The organism is Larkinella bovis (assembly GCF_042655385.1).
Classification (GTDB): Bacteria; Bacteroidota; Bacteroidia; order Cytophagales; family Spirosomataceae; genus Larkinella; species Larkinella bovis.
Genome location: NZ_JBHSMA010000009.1, coordinates 67,772 through 83,753, shown reverse-complemented (window position 1 = coordinate 83,753; position 15,982 = coordinate 67,772). Strand labels below are relative to the sequence as shown.

Annotated in this window: 10 protein-coding genes; 1 reads left to right on the top strand and 9 read right to left on the bottom strand. The window is 54.2% G+C overall.

Annotation, left to right across the window (positions count from 1 at the left end; all coding sequences use genetic code 11):
• Positions 1 to 148 precede the first annotated feature (148 nt).
• A complete protein-coding gene (locus tag ACFPMF_RS21700) occupies positions 149 to 1,543 on the bottom strand; it encodes a DUF389 domain-containing protein (protein WP_379848989.1) in 1,395 nt (464 codons plus the stop codon).
• 529 nt (positions 1,544 to 2,072) lie between these two features.
• On the opposite strand from ACFPMF_RS21700, the gene ACFPMF_RS21695 reads away from it, so the two are divergent.
• Positions 2,073 to 3,800, top strand: a complete 1,728-nt coding sequence (locus tag ACFPMF_RS21695; protein ID WP_379848987.1) for a tetratricopeptide repeat protein — start codon at positions 2,073 to 2,075, stop codon at positions 3,798 to 3,800.
• 76 nt (positions 3,801 to 3,876) lie between these two features.
• Here the strand turns inward: ACFPMF_RS21695 and ACFPMF_RS21690 are convergent, their stop codons facing one another.
• The 8 genes from ACFPMF_RS21690 to ACFPMF_RS21655 all read right to left on the bottom strand — a co-directional run bounded on the left by ACFPMF_RS21690 (position 3,877) and on the right by ACFPMF_RS21655 (position 15,960).
• The gene (locus ACFPMF_RS21690) at positions 3,877 to 4,626 is read right to left on the bottom strand and encodes a 3-keto-disaccharide hydrolase (protein ID WP_379848985.1); all 750 of its coding nucleotides are present in this window, start codon (positions 4,624 to 4,626) and stop codon (positions 3,877 to 3,879) included.
• Positions 4,627 to 4,647: 21 nt separating this feature from the next.
• Positions 4,648 to 6,084, bottom strand: coding sequence for a sulfatase-like hydrolase/transferase (locus tag ACFPMF_RS21685; protein ID WP_379848983.1), 1,437 nt, complete (start codon positions 6,082 to 6,084; stop codon positions 4,648 to 4,650).
• Between the two features lie 87 nt (positions 6,085 to 6,171).
• Entirely contained in the window at positions 6,172 to 8,286 is a 2,115-nt protein-coding gene (locus tag ACFPMF_RS21680; protein WP_379848981.1) for a prolyl oligopeptidase family serine peptidase, read from the bottom strand.
• 27 nt (positions 8,287 to 8,313) lie between these two features.
• On the bottom strand, positions 8,314 to 9,480 hold the full coding sequence (locus ACFPMF_RS21675; protein ID WP_379848979.1) for an alpha-L-fucosidase: 1,167 nt from the start codon (positions 9,478 to 9,480) through the stop codon (positions 8,314 to 8,316).
• A gap of 42 nt (positions 9,481 to 9,522) precedes the next feature.
• Positions 9,523 to 10,203 (bottom strand): SGNH/GDSL hydrolase family protein, encoded by a 681-nt coding sequence (locus ACFPMF_RS21670; protein WP_379848977.1) that lies wholly within the window; start codon positions 10,201 to 10,203, stop codon positions 9,523 to 9,525.
• A 17-nt stretch (positions 10,204 to 10,220) separates the two neighbouring features.
• Positions 10,221 to 12,212 (bottom strand): plastocyanin/azurin family copper-binding protein, encoded by a 1,992-nt coding sequence (locus ACFPMF_RS21665; protein WP_379848975.1) that lies wholly within the window; start codon positions 12,210 to 12,212, stop codon positions 10,221 to 10,223.
• Positions 12,213 to 12,225: 13 nt separating this feature from the next.
• Complete coding sequence (locus ACFPMF_RS21660) at positions 12,226 to 14,064, bottom strand: 3-keto-alpha-glucoside-1,2-lyase-like domain-containing protein (protein WP_379848973.1); 1,839 nt, start codon at positions 14,062 to 14,064, stop codon at positions 12,226 to 12,228.
• 15 nt (positions 14,065 to 14,079) lie between these two features.
• Entirely contained in the window at positions 14,080 to 15,960 is a 1,881-nt protein-coding gene (locus ACFPMF_RS21655; protein WP_379848971.1) for a sialate O-acetylesterase, read from the bottom strand.
• Between the last annotated feature and the right edge of the window lie 22 nt (positions 15,961 to 15,982).

Below are 15,982 nucleotides of genomic sequence, written 5' to 3'. Positions count from 1 at the left end.
TCGGGCTCAGCGGTTCGGTTAACGAAATGGAACGTTGTCAGACACATCCTCCCGCCGGTATTTTCTCAGAAAATCTAGGGCATCAAGGGCCCGGAAGGCCAGTTCCGGGCTAAAACCGGTCCGGTGGCGGTTTTTGAGGAAAGAGGAACTAGTCCACCAGTAGCTTAACTTTTTTGCTTTTGGTCCTGCTTTGGAGCCAGCGTTCGATCCGTTGTCGTTCAGCCTGGGTATGTTGCCGGGAAAAACGGGCGTACACCAGCAGTATCGTGTCGGGCTTGGTCGCATTGGCATTCATCACCAGCGACCGGGAGGCTGTGAAGGTTTGCACATCCGGCATGAGCGTTTTCAGTTCATTCCGCAGATCCGCTACCGGTAAACTACCAATTTGATTGAAGGCTACTGCCTGCCGCAAGGAGTCAATGATCCGATCCTTCCGGGCAATAGTGGCTTGGCTGTATTGGATAACCTGTTCAGTAACCGTACTGGTAATGGCATTGAGATCGACCTCGGCATCTTTAAAACTGCCCTGCTTGACAAGGAGTTTCGCATCACCCAGGCCATAGTCTGGCATTTTGGTATGCAAAACCTGGATCGAGTCCTTCGGCAGCGGTTCTCCGACCAGCGAAATCTCTAGCGTACTTTGCCGGCGGTTGAAACGGGCGGAGTAATTCACAACCTGGCGATACTGAAAATTACACTCAGTGGCAATAAAGCGTTTGGCGGATTCTTCAAAGATGGTTTTGCGCACAATCTGATAGCCGAGATAACTGCTCGGGATGACCACAATCAATACGGCAATCCAGATCGTTTGACGCACCCGCCGTTCGATTTCCGGTGTTGCATATTCTTTTTGATGATACCCCAGGAATCTGACAATCAGAAATGTAGCCAGGCTGATGCAGATGCCGTTGATCAGAAACAGATAAAAGGCGCCGGCAAAGTAGTAGAGATTACCGGTAGCAATGCCATAACCCGCCGTGCACAAAGGGGGCATTAAGGCCGTAGCGATTGCCACCCCAGGAATGACATTGGTCACCTTCTCTTTGCGCGAACCGGCAACAATACCGGCTAGGCCGCCCAGAAAGGCCACCAGGGCATCCCAGGCGGTGGGCGAGGTGCGGGCAACCAGTTCGGACTGGGCTAGGTGCAAAGGGCTGATGAAGAAGTAGAGCGTTGAGGTCAACAGGCTGATACAAACGGCGATGCTCAGGTTCTTCAGCGCCCGCATGATCATGGCCAGGTCATTGATACCAACACCCATGCCAATCCCCATGATGGGGCCCATTAAGGGCGAGATCAAAAACGCGCCGGTAATAACGGCGGGGGAGTTGATATTCAGGCCGATGGAAGCAATGAAGATGGCAAAAATGAGCGTCCACAAGTTAACGCCCCGAAACTCAATGCCGCGGCTGATGGCTTGTATTACATCCGCTTCATCCTCTTTATCTTCCTCCAGGCTGAATCGGTCAATAAGAAATTCTTTGATGCTTTTCAGGAGGCTTCGCGGTTTGGTTGAAGGCGTCTCGGGATTCTCGGAAGTCATACAGGTAAGATTCCTTAAAGTATTCTAAATTAGACTATGGCTGGTGGTCGGGCCTTTGCTTTCTGGTAAATATAATCAAAGTGTTGCAATGTGTCTCATCGTATCGTAGATTTAGGATACCTAAGTTTACTGAAATGGGGGCAAAACAAGGTACCACAAAACAGCACATCTCTTTCCGGTTAGAGCCCGAGACGATACAGCATATTAAAGAGCTAAAGGAACTTTTCGGCGCAAAAAGCGAAGGGGCTTTAATCGAAAAGGTTGTCAGCCGGTTTTATGACAACCGGAAGGCGTACCTGGAGGCCGAAATGAAACAGAAACTGGAGAGGCTGTAAGGCGGTTTACCAGTTTCAACCGTTGACGAACCGGGTCAATTCAGGGTCGTATCGCCCGGCAAAACCTTGTCGCTGGCTGGAGGTAGCACCTGGCCGCTTCTACTATCCGCCAAAATGTGCGCCGAATACTCAATAAACATTCTCATTGTCAATGGAGTAAGTGTATCTTGGGGCTGTAACCTATCCCATCCCCTATGAAAACCGCCCTGACGGCTTTCCTGCTCACCGGGTTCCTGCTAGTCGCGTGTGACCGGAAGACAGAGCAAACCCATTCGACTTCCTCCGTGGCAGTGAAGGACAAAGTGCCCCTCTGCGGGACGCCCACTCATGACAAAGCCTGGTACCTCTCCTCCGAAAAGGCCCCCTTGCTGAACGGACTCGACGGTATCCACTTTCCCATCACTACGCAAAGCAAGCAAGCCCAGCAGTATTTTGACCAGGGACTCATGCTGGCCTACGGCTTCAATCACGCTGAAGCGGCCCGGTCCTTTTACGAAGCGACCCGGCTCGACTCCACCTGCGCGGCCTGCTTCTGGGGCTTTAGCTACGTATTAGGTCCGAATTATAATGGGGGTATGGAAGACGACAATTACAGCCGGGCTTACCAGGCTGTACAGAAAGCCCGGCAATTGGCCCCGAACGCTTCCCCGAAGGAACAGGCGCTCATTAACGCCCTGACCAAACGCTATCCGGCACATCCCGTTGCTAACCGGAGCCCCTATGACCAGGCTTACGCCGACGCTATGGAGCAGGTCTACCAGCAGTTCCCGGATGATGCCGACATTGGGGCGCTCTACGCCGAATCGATTATGGACCTCCATCCGTGGGATCTGTGGCAGAAAAACGGCCAGCCGCAGCCGTGGACCCCGGCCATTGTGACCTCGCTGGAGCGTTTGCTCCGGAAATACCCGCAACACGTGGGCATGCATCACTTCTATATCCACGCCGTGGAAGCTTCCCGTCAGCCCGAGCGCGGTCTGGCTAGTGCTCGTTTTCTGGAAAAGCGGGTGGCCGGCGCGGGCCATCTGGAACACATGCCCTCCCATATCTATATCCGCACCGGTCATTACCACGAAAGCACCGTCGCGAACCTCCGGGCGGTGGAAGCCGATCGGCACTACCTGAAGCAACTTCATGCGCAGGGGGCCTATCCACTGGCGTATTACCCCCACAATATTCACTTTATTGCCGCTACAGCGACGCTCGAAGGAAACCGGAAAATGGCGATGAAAGCCGCCCGCGAGATGGCCGACCAAACCGACCGCAAGATCATGAGGGAGCCGGGCTGGGGCACATTGCAGCACTATTACACCCAGCCTTATTACGTGGCCATCAAGTTTGGCCGCTGGGACGACATTCTTCAGATGAAAAACGACGCGCCGGACTTGGCCTATCCGACCGCCATCTGGCACTACGCCCGGGGGATGGCTTATCTGGCGAAGCAGGACAGCCAGCGCAGCAAAGCCGAACTGAGCCACCTGACCAAACTGGCGAACGATACGACGCTGAAGGCGCTGACCATCTGGAACATCAATACGTCCTACGACCTGTTGCAGATTGCCCGCCGGGTTCTGGCGGGTGAGATTGCCGCCCAGGCGAAAAACTACGCGCAAAGTATTGCCCTGCTTGGCGAAGCCGTCGCGTTGGAAGACCGGCTCAATTACAACGAACCGCCCGACTGGCTGTTCTCGGTGCGGCATCACCTCGGCGCGGTTTTGCTGGAAGCGAAACGCTGGCAGCAAGCCGAGCAGGTCTATACCGAAGATCTGAAAACCTACCCCCGCAACGGCTGGTCGCTGTACGGCCTCTACCAGGCGCAGCAGGGACAAGGAAACAGCAACGGGGCCAAAGCGACCAAAGCCCAGTTTGATGAAGCCTGGAAATGGGCCGATACGCAACTGGTCTCATCGCGGTTTTTGTAAACGACCTGTGCCGAACATGCGAAGGGGAAGCACCCGGAACGAGAAAAGGAATCCGTTCCGGTAGCCGGGAGTACAATCAATCTAGTCGTTTGATCAGAATACTTCGGAAATAAACATGGTTGCCGTGGTCCTGGAGAAGAATCCGGCCACTGTCAGCTTTCGCGTAATCCGGATAATCGTTGAACTTCGATTGGGCAACTTTAGCCTGAAAGTCCGGGCTCATCCGTTCGTACCGGACGAGGAGTTTTCCATTGAGCCAGTGTTCGATGCGCTTTCCGTTGACCACAATCCGAACCTGATTCCACTGTCCGGCGGGCAACAATGTTTTATTCTGGGGGGGATAGAGCAGATAAACCGCTCCGGTCGACATGGTACTGTTGGGATCCGGTTTCACTTCGGGATAATTGAAATCGTCGATGAGCTGATACTCGATTCCCATCAGCGAAGTGGTGTTCGTTTTGGCGTTTTTTATACGATTAACCAGGTACTTGATTCCGCTATTGGCCGATTCGGTCAGCTTAAAATCGAGCTTTAACTCAAAATTTCGGAAACTTTCGCGCGTGATAATGTCCCCACCGATGCGCCCGCTGGTGACCGACAGTGTCCCGTTTTCGATTTGCCAGCCTTTGTAGGGAATGGAATCGCTGGTTGCGTTCTGCCATTTGTTCAGATTTTGGCCGTCGAACAGTACCTCCCAGCCTTTTTGCCGGCTTTGACGCCGGTTGTCGGGCTGATCGAACTGCGGGCTACCCGATAACCCCAGCAAAACCGGGAGGGCAAAAAGAAGCGGTGCCAGGGCGATTGTTCGGAACGGAAGGATTTTCATTTTTCAGGGGAGCAAAACGGGTTAAATGGGTTTCAGAATCGCGCTTAAATCGAGCGGGTCGTTCAGTTGCTGCTGCTGGCGGAGCAGGCGGTTTTTCAGATCCTGCAACACGGTTTTATACGCTTTCTGCTCCGCCAGATCGTGCATTTCGGCGGGGTCCTTCCGGATGTCGAACAGCAGCAGTTTGGGGACTTTCGGATAGACAATCAGCTTGTACTGATCGGTCCGAACCATGCGTTGCAGGTCCATGTAGCTGCCGTAAATTTCTGGATACGCGCCGGTCGCTTTTTTGTTTTTGATGAGCGGAAGCAGGCTGTTGAAATACACGTGTGACGGTTTGGTGGCTCCCGCCAGCTCATACGTTGTCGCCATAATGTCCTGAAGGTAAACCTGCTGGTTTCTTTTCTCGCCTTTGGGGATCGTCGGCCCAATTGCTACCAGCGGGGCCCGAACGCTGTGGTCAAACTGACTCTGTTTGCCCAGTAAACCGTGGTGTCCGACGGCTAGACCGTGATCGGCCGTAAAAAAAATGTACGTATTGTCGAGCTTGCCGCTTTGGGCCAAGGCTCGCAAAATCCGGCCAATCTGCGCATCCAGGTGCGAAATACTGGCGTAATATTCCTGAATATTTTTTTTGATCGCATACGGTGTTCGGGGAAAGGGAGCTAACCACTCATCCCGCAACTCCTTCCCGCAGCCCATCGCATCCTTATACGGATACTCATCCAGATAGCTGACGGGTACCGGAATTTTGTCCAACGGATACATATCCACGTATTTTTTGGGCGATTGCCGGGGGTCGTGCGGAGCATTGAAGGCCAGGTACATAAAAAAAGGTGTATCTTTCTGACTGGCTTCTTTCAGATAGCCTACTGCATCGTCGGCCAGTACCTCGCTCCAGTGTTTGCCTCCTTTCCAGAAACCGCCGTATTCTTCGTCCCACGGCTGCCAGGTCGTATCCTGCGGGGAGGAAGGACGATGATAACCAGCCGGATTCTGGTTCGGCATGCCGGGGCGCTCGTGCGTGACGTGGTCGAAAAGCCGGTTGACATCCGTATTGACGTGCCATTTTCCGGTCATGTAGGTTTCGTAACCCGCTTTTTTCAGTTGCTGGCTCCAGAAACCGTTGGCGTTGACCAGTGCACGATAGTTCTTCTCGGCCTGTTGCGCTTTCCAGACCGGTAAACCAGTCACCAGCATGGCACGACTGGCCACACAAACCGCTCCGTGCCACGCCCCCATATTGTACGCATGGGTAAAGGTGGTGCCCGCCCGAACCAGCGAGTCCAGAGTGGGTGTAATAACTACCGGATCACCCAGCGCCCGAATGGTATTATACCGCTGATCGTCCGTAAAGATGAACAGAATGTTGGGTTTCCGGGCGAGCGCCTTTTCCGGTTCAACCGGAATGTCGCTGCTGGCCAAAAAGGCGATGATTAAAACCAGCAGGATTCTCATCAGTCCTACAACGGTCTGGAACGCGGTTTTGAAAGAGCTTTTATGATCAGTCATTGTTAAGCTATTTTTCGGATGGGCTAAATCTACTTACTTCCAGACCAGCCCCATCGAGTGGAAGAGGAAAGCGTACAGATACGTCGACGTCTCCAGTGATTTTTTTGTGCTGCTGGCCCCGTGGCCCGAATTCGTATCGACCCGAATCAACAGCGGATTCGGCGACGACGGCCCGGCTTTGGCCTGTAAAGTAGCGGCATATTTAAACGAATGCGCCGGAACAACGCGGTCGTCGTGATCGGCAGTGGTGACCAAAACCGCCGGATACCGAACCCCGGTTTTGATGTTATGCAGGGGCGAATAGGCGTAGAGGTACCGGAAGTCGTCGGCATTATCGCTGCAACCGAACTCCGGAATCCAGCTCCAGCCCACCGTAAACTTATGGAACCGCAGCATGTCCATGACACCGATGGACGGAAACGCTACTTTGAAAAGCTCCGGCCGCTGGTTCATGACGGCCCCCAGCAACAGCCCGCCGTTCGATCCGCCCTGAATGGCCAGCCGCTCCGGTGACGTGTAGTTGTTGGCAATCAGGTATTCGGCAGCCGCAATGAAGTCGTCGAAAACGTTCTGCTTGTTCCCTTTCATGCCCTGTTCGTGCCATTTCTGGCCGTATTCACCTCCTCCGCGCAAATTGGGCTGCACATAAACACCCCCCTGATCAAGAAACGCAATCCGCGTGGGGCTGAACGTCGGCGTAAAACTGACGCCAAAACCGCCGTAGGCATACAGGAGCGTCGGATTGGTTCCGTCGCGTTTCAGGCCTTTTTTGTAAATAATGGAGGCCGGAATCTTCGTGCCGTCGCGGCTGGGGTAGAACACCTGTTCCACCACGTAATCGTCGGGATTGAAGGCGACTTCCGGTTTTCGAAAAATCGCACTTTTCCGCGACTTGATCTGATAGTAAAACAGCGTTGGCGGGTAATTTAGGGAGGTATAGGTGTAAAAAACGCGGGTGTCGGTCTTCTCGCCACTGAATCCGACGGCGGTTCCCAAAACCGGCAAAGCCAATTCATTCTCCAACTGGCCCTGCAGATTATACACGTAGACCTGCGTGGCTATGTCTTTCGAATACGAAGCAAAAATCTTCCCGCCGGCGGCTCCAACGGCCTGCAACGGCTCCGGTTTTTCGGCCAGAAACGGTTGCCAGCGTTGGGTGGCCCGATCATACCAGACCACTTTTCCAGTTGGCGCGTTCTCGTTCGTTTCGATCAGAAACCGGTCGCCTTCGTTCGTAATCAGGTTATACTTAAAATCCGAGAGGTCTTCCCCGACGGGCGTGAAGGACGTTTCGCCTTTTTTCCGGATACGCCACCCGTTACCGTCTTTTCCTTTGCCACGGTCTTTGATGTACAGAATGGCGTATTGCTCATCTTCGGTCGTCACCACATTGTGGAATCGCTGCGGATTCGCCGGGTCTGCAAACACCAGCTGATCGCTCGATTGCGGGGTGCCGACGCGGTGATAAAAAACCTGATGGTTTTCGTTTTTGGCGGCCCGAATCGACCCCTGTGGCTCGGGATAACGGCTGTAGTAAAAACCGTCACCCTGCCAGGCGGCATTCGACAGCTTGACCCACTCGATTTTATCCGGTAACAACTGCCGGGTTTTCATGTCCATAACCCGGTATTCCTGCCAGTCGGAACCGCCTTTCGAAAAGCCCAAAACCGCATACGCCCCATTTTTCGACAGACTGAAAACCGTCAGTTTTACCGTGCCATCTTCCGATAACGAGTTCGGGTCCAGAACGACTTCGGGGATGCCGGTCTGGCCTTTCTGTCGGTATAAAACCGCCTGGTTTTGCAGTCCATCGTTCTTGTAAAAGTACAAATAGTCGCCTTTCTGGCGCGGAGCTGAATACCGGGGGTAATTGTTGGCCTTCTCTAAATCCAAATAGATTTTGTCTTTGAACGGAATCTGGTCTAATAGCTGATGCGTCAGTTCATTCTGGGCTTTCACCCAGGCCGCCGTTTCGGGTGAACGGTCGTCTTCCAGCCAGCGGTACGGGTCAGCTACGCTGATACCGTGGTAATTATCGGTTTGTTCCACCGATTTTGTCAGCGGGTAAACCGGTTTTATTTGGGCGTGGCCCTCAACCAACACCAGCAGCGTAATCCCAACCGCCTGGGTCCCCCAAAAACGTTTCATTGTAATCTGGTTTTTAGTTAATGACAATCAGTTGATTAGCTTGCCTACTTTCCGCAACGTTTCGACATCGCCCGGGTGAATCTCACCTTCGGGCAACGGACCGGTATTGAGCAAGAGGTTCATGTTCCGGCTTTTGGCATCGGCCAGCAACTCCATCACCTCCTGAACCGTAAGGTGCCGCCGTCGGTCGTTGTCTTCGGGTTCGTACGACCAAGCGCCCCGTTGCAGCGTGCTGCACGTCTCGTTATGCTTGTGGTTATGGGCTTCCCAAACCCGTTTGGCCAGGGCGGCCGATTCGGCGCCGAAATCGCTCTGAATCTGGTCGGCCAGCGAGGCCGCTTTTCGTTCCGGGGCCGCAAAGTCTTCCGTTCCAGTGGCCCCCTGCTTGAACGAAATCAGTGCGTGCGGACTCAGAGCGCGGATTTCCCGGTAGAGTTCTTCCATCGGGAACAGGTCCGGCCGGGCGTATAAACCACGCACCGGATCAAACCAGATACCCGCCGGATTATACTGCGTGACCAGCTCCCGCAACTGCGCCCTGACGTAGGCAATATAGTGTTTCGTATCCGACTCGGTTTTGTAGCGGTATTCGGGCTGCGGTTGGGCGTAGTCGGGCCGGAAATACTGCCAGCCGGCTTTTGGCGCCGGGAAATAGGGGTGATGCCAGTCGGCGGCTACGGAATAGTACAAAAATAGGCCCAGCCCTTTTTTTCGGCAGGCGTCGCTCAGTTCACCCACCAGATCGCGTTTGGCGGCTGCGTGGACGCTGGTGTAATCCGTTTGCGCCGATTTGAACAGACAGAAACCGTCGTGGTGCTTGGTGGTGATATTGACGTAGGTCATCCCGGATTCCAGGGCCAGATCGGTAATGAAGTCGGCGTCAAACTTCCGGGCCGTAAACGCGTTCATAAGTTTGCGGTACTCCGAAACGGGTGTTTTTTCGAACAACTGTACCCAGGCACCCCGTCCCCAGATGCTGTACAAACCGTAATGCATGAACAAACCGTAGTTGGCCTCCCTGAACCAGGCCAGTGAGGCCGCTTTGGGGTCTTTAGCATACAAGTCTTTGTATTTTGAGAGGTACGTCGGGACGGTTCTACCGGGATTGGTAGCCGCCGTCAGGAGGTGCGAGGGCAGCAGCAACGCGCTCCCGGCCAGCGATACGGTTTTTATAAAATTTCGGCGATCGTTCATGAGTATGAAAGGAATGGGCTGGAATGGTTGGCTCGATCCGGTTCAGGAAGAAATTGTCGAAAGAATCAGTTCGGTGACTTTTCCGGCTAGAAACCGGCTTCCTTCCGGTTTAAAATGTACGTTGTTGGGTAACTGGAGCGTGGATAATTCGGGCAGGACAGCGCTGTATAAATCGTTGATCCGGATCTTGTTTCTCTTCATGATTTTCCGGGCCACTTTATTGTATTCCAGCACGTCGGCGGCTTTGCGGTAGGGACCCTCCGGTAAATCGGGATAGGGGGTGGAGGTGGCAAAAATGAGGTTGGCCCCGGTCGTTTTTAAGCGCTCCACAATGGTTTTTAAATTGGCTTCGTACTGTTTTAAATCGGACTGGTGCGGATCGTCGGGTTTGTTGCTGTTGATGCCCGTTACCGGATCGACGTGTTTTAAATCGTGCAATCCGAAGTTGAAGTGAATCACGGCCCACGGTTCTGTTCCCAGCCATTGGTCGATTCGCTGGACGCCCAGTTTCGTGCCCTGGCAGTTCTCCACCGGCCGGGAAACATCGGCCTTACCTTCCAGCATTTGCTTGACGACCGGTGTGTAACCCATTGAAATGGAGTCGCCCAGAATCAGGACGCGCGGCAGCTTCGGGGCAGATTGGCCCCGAAATCCGGACGAGCTTAGCGCCAGCCCCGTCAGTGTGCCGAGCTGTTTAAGAAAGGAGCGCCGTGGTAGCATCATGGTTCATTTGGTCTGGGTTATTGAACGATTAATTTCCCCCGCATTACCGCGTAATGCCCTGGGAAGGTGCATACGTATGGATAAATGCCCGGTTTGTCCGGCGCGGTGAAATAGATTTTTTCGGAAGTTTCGGGTTGCAGAATGGCGGTATGGAACAGCACTAGGTCCGTTTGCGGTACATAGTGGAAATCAGGGCCTTTTAAACCCAGATTCAGCGCTAATTGCCCCACTTTTTCAACGGCATCGCCGGGTTGGGTAATCACCAGGTTGTGCAGCATATCGTCGTTGTTGTTAAAAATTAATTCGACCTTATTGCCTGGTTTTACTTTCAATTCCGGTATATCAAACTGAAGCCCCGGTTTGGTACCGACGGTCAAGGAAATATCAGGACCATATAGCCACGAAGCCGGCTGTTTGGTAATTCGTTTCGGGTCGCTATCAATGTCATAGTCTGCTCCGGCTTGCGGGGCGGAAGCGACCACCGCTGCGGTTTTTCCGGCCGGGATGTTATTCAGGGTATAATATCCCAGGTTGTGAAGCAACGCCCGGCCGTCGGCCGATTGCACACCGGCGGCTTTTACTTCGTGGATGTAGCCTTTTCGCAGCCCGTGCACCACCAGTTTAACCGACATCCGGTCTTTGGCTACCTCGGCCTGGTGGACCATGCAACTTTGTTGATTGATGATTTTACTGCCGTACTTGCTCCAGTAGTGGTACGTAAAACCGGTAATCTCGTACGACGCCGGTTGCGAAGCGGTTACCGGATTGACCGGCTGGGTAAACTCCAGTACAAAACCGTCGGACTGCGCTTTGATCGCCTTGATTTCGAAGGGCATTTTTCCGGTCCAGCGCAGCCGCTGCAAACCGTAGGGGTCGGGGCCTTTCGAGCTCCAGCCCCGGCTGGTCATGCCGACAAACATGGCATGGTCGGTACCCCATTTCATGCGGAAAACACCCGACGAAAACCCTTCCCGAAACGGAAACGTGGCGCCCTGGTATTCGCCGTTTATCTTTTCCAGAAAAACCCGCATGACTTTACTATGTCCCTGATCACCAATGAAATACTGACCCTTGAACGGGCCAAAGCCGCCCCGGGTGGTATCGATCAGAATGTCGGAGGTCGAAACGCCCATCAAACCGTGCGGAAACCAGATGGCGGGGAGCCTGAGCGCCGGGATGTTAGTCGCGACTTCGTGCATGGGCAGGTCGGGCGAATTGGGCACATCATCCACTTGGAGCGAAAGCGGAGAACGCGGGTCGTCGGTCCATTTCAAACCGGCGGGGTTGCCCGCAAAATCACCCGGTTTCAGGTTCGTCATCCGTCCGGAACCCACCCAGTCGCCCTGGTTTTCGGTGTAAAAAATGTCTCCGGCGGCATTGATTCCTAAACCGGCTGGTGAGCGAAGGCCGGTGGCCAGGGGCGTCATTTCTCCCGTGGGCGAGATTTTGAGCAGCCAGCCGCGCCATTTTGCCAGACTCGCCCCGCGGTTAATCCACGAAAGGTTCAGCGTCACCAGCATGTGGCCGTCCTTAGTCACCACCGGGCCGTATGAATACTCGTGGTAATTGCCGGAAAGTGGCCAGGAATAAATCGCTTTGAAGGCATCGGCTTTTCCGTCGCCGTTCCGGTCTTCCAGCCGGGTTAGTTCTCCGCGCTGCGCCAGGTAGAAATGATTCCCGATAAATGCCAGCCCCAGGGCTTCGTGCAGCCCGGAAGCAAACTTTCGGAAAATGGGTTTTTCGTTTTTTTTCAGATACGGATTTTCCAGAATCCAGACTTCACCGTGGCGCGTGCTGATGCCGAGTTGATTCCGTCGGTTGAACGCCAGACCGCCCACTTCCAGCGCAATGTCCGGTGGAATGGGAATCGTTTCGATCTGGTAATACCGGGATTCTTCGGTGGTGTCGGGCGGGAAAAACCGCTCGGCCCGAACGGTTATGGCTACCCAGCCCAGCAGGACGGTGAACAGATAACGGATGCCGGGTTTGTTTAACGAACGGATACGCATTTGATTCTTGGTTTTACCAGGTCAGGGTATAATTCACTTCATACCGACCCGGTTTGGTGGCCGAAAACAGGAGTTCCTGCGTGTTGCCGGTTTGGCGGATTATGGGTTTCTGGTTTGGTGAGTTCAGCACCAGGTAGTAGGCTTTGTCGTCAATAGCGTAGGAGCCGTCTGGTAATAATTCGATGGATTGACCGGCCGCCAGCCGGTATTGAAAACCTACTTTTCCGTTCAAGACTACTTTCCGGTGCAGGCTGCGTTCGTTGGCGGAAGGACTTAGCTGGTCCGAAACCGTTACTTGCTGGCAGGTATAATGGAACGTGGGCAAACCCCTCGCATCCAGGGTGTATTCCGAAAACCGGAACGCCCCTTTCTGTTCGGGATCATTGGAAACGGGCTTGCCAGCCACGGTGCGGAGATCGGTGCCGGTCGCAAATTGCAGGACCATCCCGAGGGGGATGCCCACCTGCTGGTTGCCCCGGCGATTCCACATGGGGGTTGCATCAAGAAAGTCGCCACTCCAGACCTGCAACAGTCGTCCTTCCTGTAAATCGACCGTATAGTGAATGCCTTCCGGCGTCGCCACAGACACACAGTGCGTGCGTTTGGTTTCGCCATCGTCCATAAAACTCCGCTGAAGCACGACCTGCTTCGGGTCCGGCTTAATGCGAATGGGCTCGACCGGCGGTTCATGAAAAACCGAACCGCTGGTGTGCAACGGCTGAAGCGTTAGGCCCGGTCCTTCCACGTAGAGCGCCAGGCCCTGTCGCCAGCCGATAAACTTGTTGTAAACGAGCGTGAAAGGCACGGGTCCGGCTTTCGCCGTGTACGAACGAATCGCTACCTGATCAAAACTGTGGACACCGTCGTGGAGAATCACGGTATCTTTGTCGATGATCAGCAGTCCTCCTCCACCGGTTTGGAGTTTGAAGAGATACGTACCGGTTTGGGGGAAATTCAACTTTCCCTGATACGCCAGCAAAAAAATGTCTTTCTGGCGGGCCGAATGATAGGAAATGGTATCGGTTTTCTGTTCGCCGACTTCCGTCAGTGGCTGATTTCGAAAATTTTCGCCCGGTGACTTGTATTCTTTGAAGCTTAATTCGGTCACTCGCAACGGTTTTCCTTCGTCCCGTTTATAGGCAATCCCTTTCAGGGCAACGCGCCCGTGATTGCCCTGGATCATCAGCGGGCCGAGCGGTTTTTCGTCTTTAAACGCCCCCGACCGGGTGGGGCCGCTCACTTCGAAATCCTGCTGGACCAGCACCCCGTTGACGTAGACTTCGACAAAGCGCGCGTTGGCGATCTTCCGGCCCTGGGAATCGAATTTCGGAGCTTTGAACCAGACCCGAATGTGCTGCCACAAACCGGGGGCTTTGCTGGCGTTGATGCGGGGCGCTGACCCCTCGAAGCCCCGGTTGGTGATCGTATCCGTTCGTTGGTAAATACCGCCCAAATCGCCATATTTCGGCTTTTCGCGTTTCCCCCAGCTATCCTGCAACTGCAATTCGTAACGACCCTGGAAATAAATCCCGGAATTGGACCCTTTGGCCATCATGATGTCAACCTCCAGTTCGATGTCACCGTGTTCGAGCCGGGTAAACAGATGCCCCCGGTTTTGCGGATCGGAAAGGTTGGCCAGCACGCCCGTTCCCGGAAATGCCTCCAGGGCCTGATCGATCTGACGGTTGGCGAATACGTTGCCGACAATTTTCCAGTTGGCCGTGGTGGGTCTAAAGGCCGAAAGATCGGTTAGCGGCAGGGGCGTCAACGGTAAGGTTTTCGTCGTGTTCTGCGAAAAACCAGCCGAAAAACCGCATATCCATATAAAAAATAGGAGACGTAATCGTTTCATACTGCGGGTTGTCAACTACTTGAAACGTTTCTCTTCCGTGATGCCTTTCCAGGTGTCGGTTCGGAACGGGGCGGCTGGTAAGCCTTCCATGTTGTACAGATTGGCTTCGAGATTGTCGTCAGCCCAACCGTAGCGGACGGCCACCGGCTGGCTCACCTGTTCGCTCCAGACCACGACTTTATTGCCCTGAACCTCGGCTTTGGCCCAGTGAAATTTCTGATCGGAACCGGCGACTTCGAAGCCTTTGAGGTAGGCGTATTTATCCGGTGTACTCAGTCCGCTGCCGGTTTCTCCGAAGGTTAACGTTACTTTGTTTCCGCTAACCTGGTGCGATTGGTAAACCGGTCCGGCAGGTACAATAGGCTGCTGGTAAACAAGTTTTAACGCGTTGTAAGCTAGTCGTTTGCCAACGTCCTGTTTGTTTTTTGGGTGGATATCGTTGGATTCGCCGAGGTCGGTGGTCACGGCCATGCCCGTGTTGGGGACAGTGGTTAGGGCCAGGGCCTGCGCTTCCCGCAGTTCGGCCCAGGGGCTGCCTTTTTCACTGTTCCCTCCGAACGCGTTGTAGCTCGCCAGTTGAACGAACAGGAAGGGGAAATTGGCCCCCCACTGTTTCCGCCAGTCGTTGATCATGAGCGGGAACGCCTTTCGGTACTGGTAGGCCCGTTGGGCGTTGGATTCGCCCTGGTACCAGATGACGCCCTGCATGGCAAACGGAATTAAGGGGGCTACCATCGCATTGTACAGAACGGTGCCGGCCACGTTGGCGCCCGTAAACTGCTTGTTATCGACCGAGGCTTCGACCCGGTATTTCCAGTCACCAGCCAGGGGTTGCTCGTAGGTATCCCGGCTGATTTTCAACTGTTCGGCTTTTCCGCTGAAACCGCCGAGGACGCCGTGGTCTTCGATGCGGATGGCGATCACGTTTTTACCGGCTTTGAGGACGTTTGGCGGAATGAGGTAGGTGCGCCCTTCGGGTACTTTCTGGGTGCTTTCCCCCACTTTAACCCCGTTGACGTAGGTGCGGTCGATGTCGTCGATGCTGCATAAATTCAGGACCATGCTTTGGTTTTCCCACTGGGCAGGGAGGGTGAATTCTCTCCGAAACCACACGACGCCATCCAGCCCGGCCAGGCTTTTAAGATCAAAATAATCCGGCACGGCCATGGTTTGCCAGTTCGAATCGTTCAGCGAAGGTTCCGACCAGCTTTTCACGGTTTCGGCATCCGGAAAACCGCCCTGTTGTTGAATTATCACCTCGTCTAATTTCTTTTTTCGGCTTTTGTTCAACTCCTCGAGAGAAACCGGCATGTTGGCAACATGGTCTTTAAATTCATCGAAACTATTCATGGCCTCGCGGCTAATCCACGACTCGATCTGGGTGCCGCCCCAGGAGGTGGTGACTAATCCAATCGGTACCTGTAAGCGGTTATACAACTCGCGACCGAAGTAAAATCCAACGGCGGAAAACGTGCCGACGGTTTCGGGCGTGGTGATTTGCCATTCTCCGCCGGATATATCGTCTTTGGGAGTTAGACTTTTTTCGAGAGGCACTTTGAAATGCCGGATTTGCGGGAAATGGGCGTTTTTTTTCTCGGCCTCGGCGTTGACCGACCGGTTCACCGCAAAGGCCATGTTCGACTGTCCGGAGCAGATCCAGACTTCGCCAACCAGGATGTCGTCCAGCGTCAGGGTGTTTTTCGCTCCTGAAACCACCACTTGATACGGGCCACCGGCTTCGGTCGGGTCGAGCCGGATCAACCATTTACCATCCTTGTCGGCTTTTGCGGTTTTTGTCTGTCGCAGTGGCCCGGCACCGAGGAATTGCACGGTTACTTTTTCGCCCGGCGATGCCCAGCCCCAGACCGGAACGGGTTTTCGGCGTTGCAGCACCATGTGTGAACCGAAGATTTTTGGC

Bases quoted from the DNA above. Each gene is read 5' to 3' on its own strand.
- ACFPMF_RS21700 (WP_379848989.1), bottom strand. From the start codon at position 1,543: ATGACTTCCGAGAATCCCGAGACGCCTTCAACCAAACCGCGAAGCCTC.
- ACFPMF_RS21695 (WP_379848987.1), top strand. From the start codon at position 2,073: ATGAAAACCGCCCTGACGGCTTTCCTGCTCACCGGGTTCCTGCTAGTC.
- ACFPMF_RS21690 (WP_379848985.1), bottom strand. From the start codon at position 4,626: ATGAAAATCCTTCCGTTCCGAACAATCGCCCTGGCACCGCTTCTTTTT.
- ACFPMF_RS21685 (WP_379848983.1), bottom strand. From the start codon at position 6,084: ATGAGAATCCTGCTGGTTTTAATCATCGCCTTTTTGGCCAGCAGCGAC.
- ACFPMF_RS21680 (WP_379848981.1), bottom strand. From the start codon at position 8,286: ATGAAACGTTTTTGGGGGACCCAGGCGGTTGGGATTACGCTGCTGGTG.
- ACFPMF_RS21675 (WP_379848979.1), bottom strand. From the start codon at position 9,480: ATGAACGATCGCCGAAATTTTATAAAAACCGTATCGCTGGCCGGGAGC.
- ACFPMF_RS21670 (WP_379848977.1), bottom strand. From the start codon at position 10,203: ATGATGCTACCACGGCGCTCCTTTCTTAAACAGCTCGGCACACTGACG.
- ACFPMF_RS21665 (WP_379848975.1), bottom strand. From the start codon at position 12,212: ATGCGTATCCGTTCGTTAAACAAACCCGGCATCCGTTATCTGTTCACC.
- ACFPMF_RS21660 (WP_379848973.1), bottom strand. From the start codon at position 14,064: ATGAAACGATTACGTCTCCTATTTTTTATATGGATATGCGGTTTTTCG.
- ACFPMF_RS21655 (WP_379848971.1), bottom strand. From the start codon at position 15,960: ATGGTGCTGCAACGCCGAAAACCCGTTCCGGTCTGGGGCTGGGCATCG.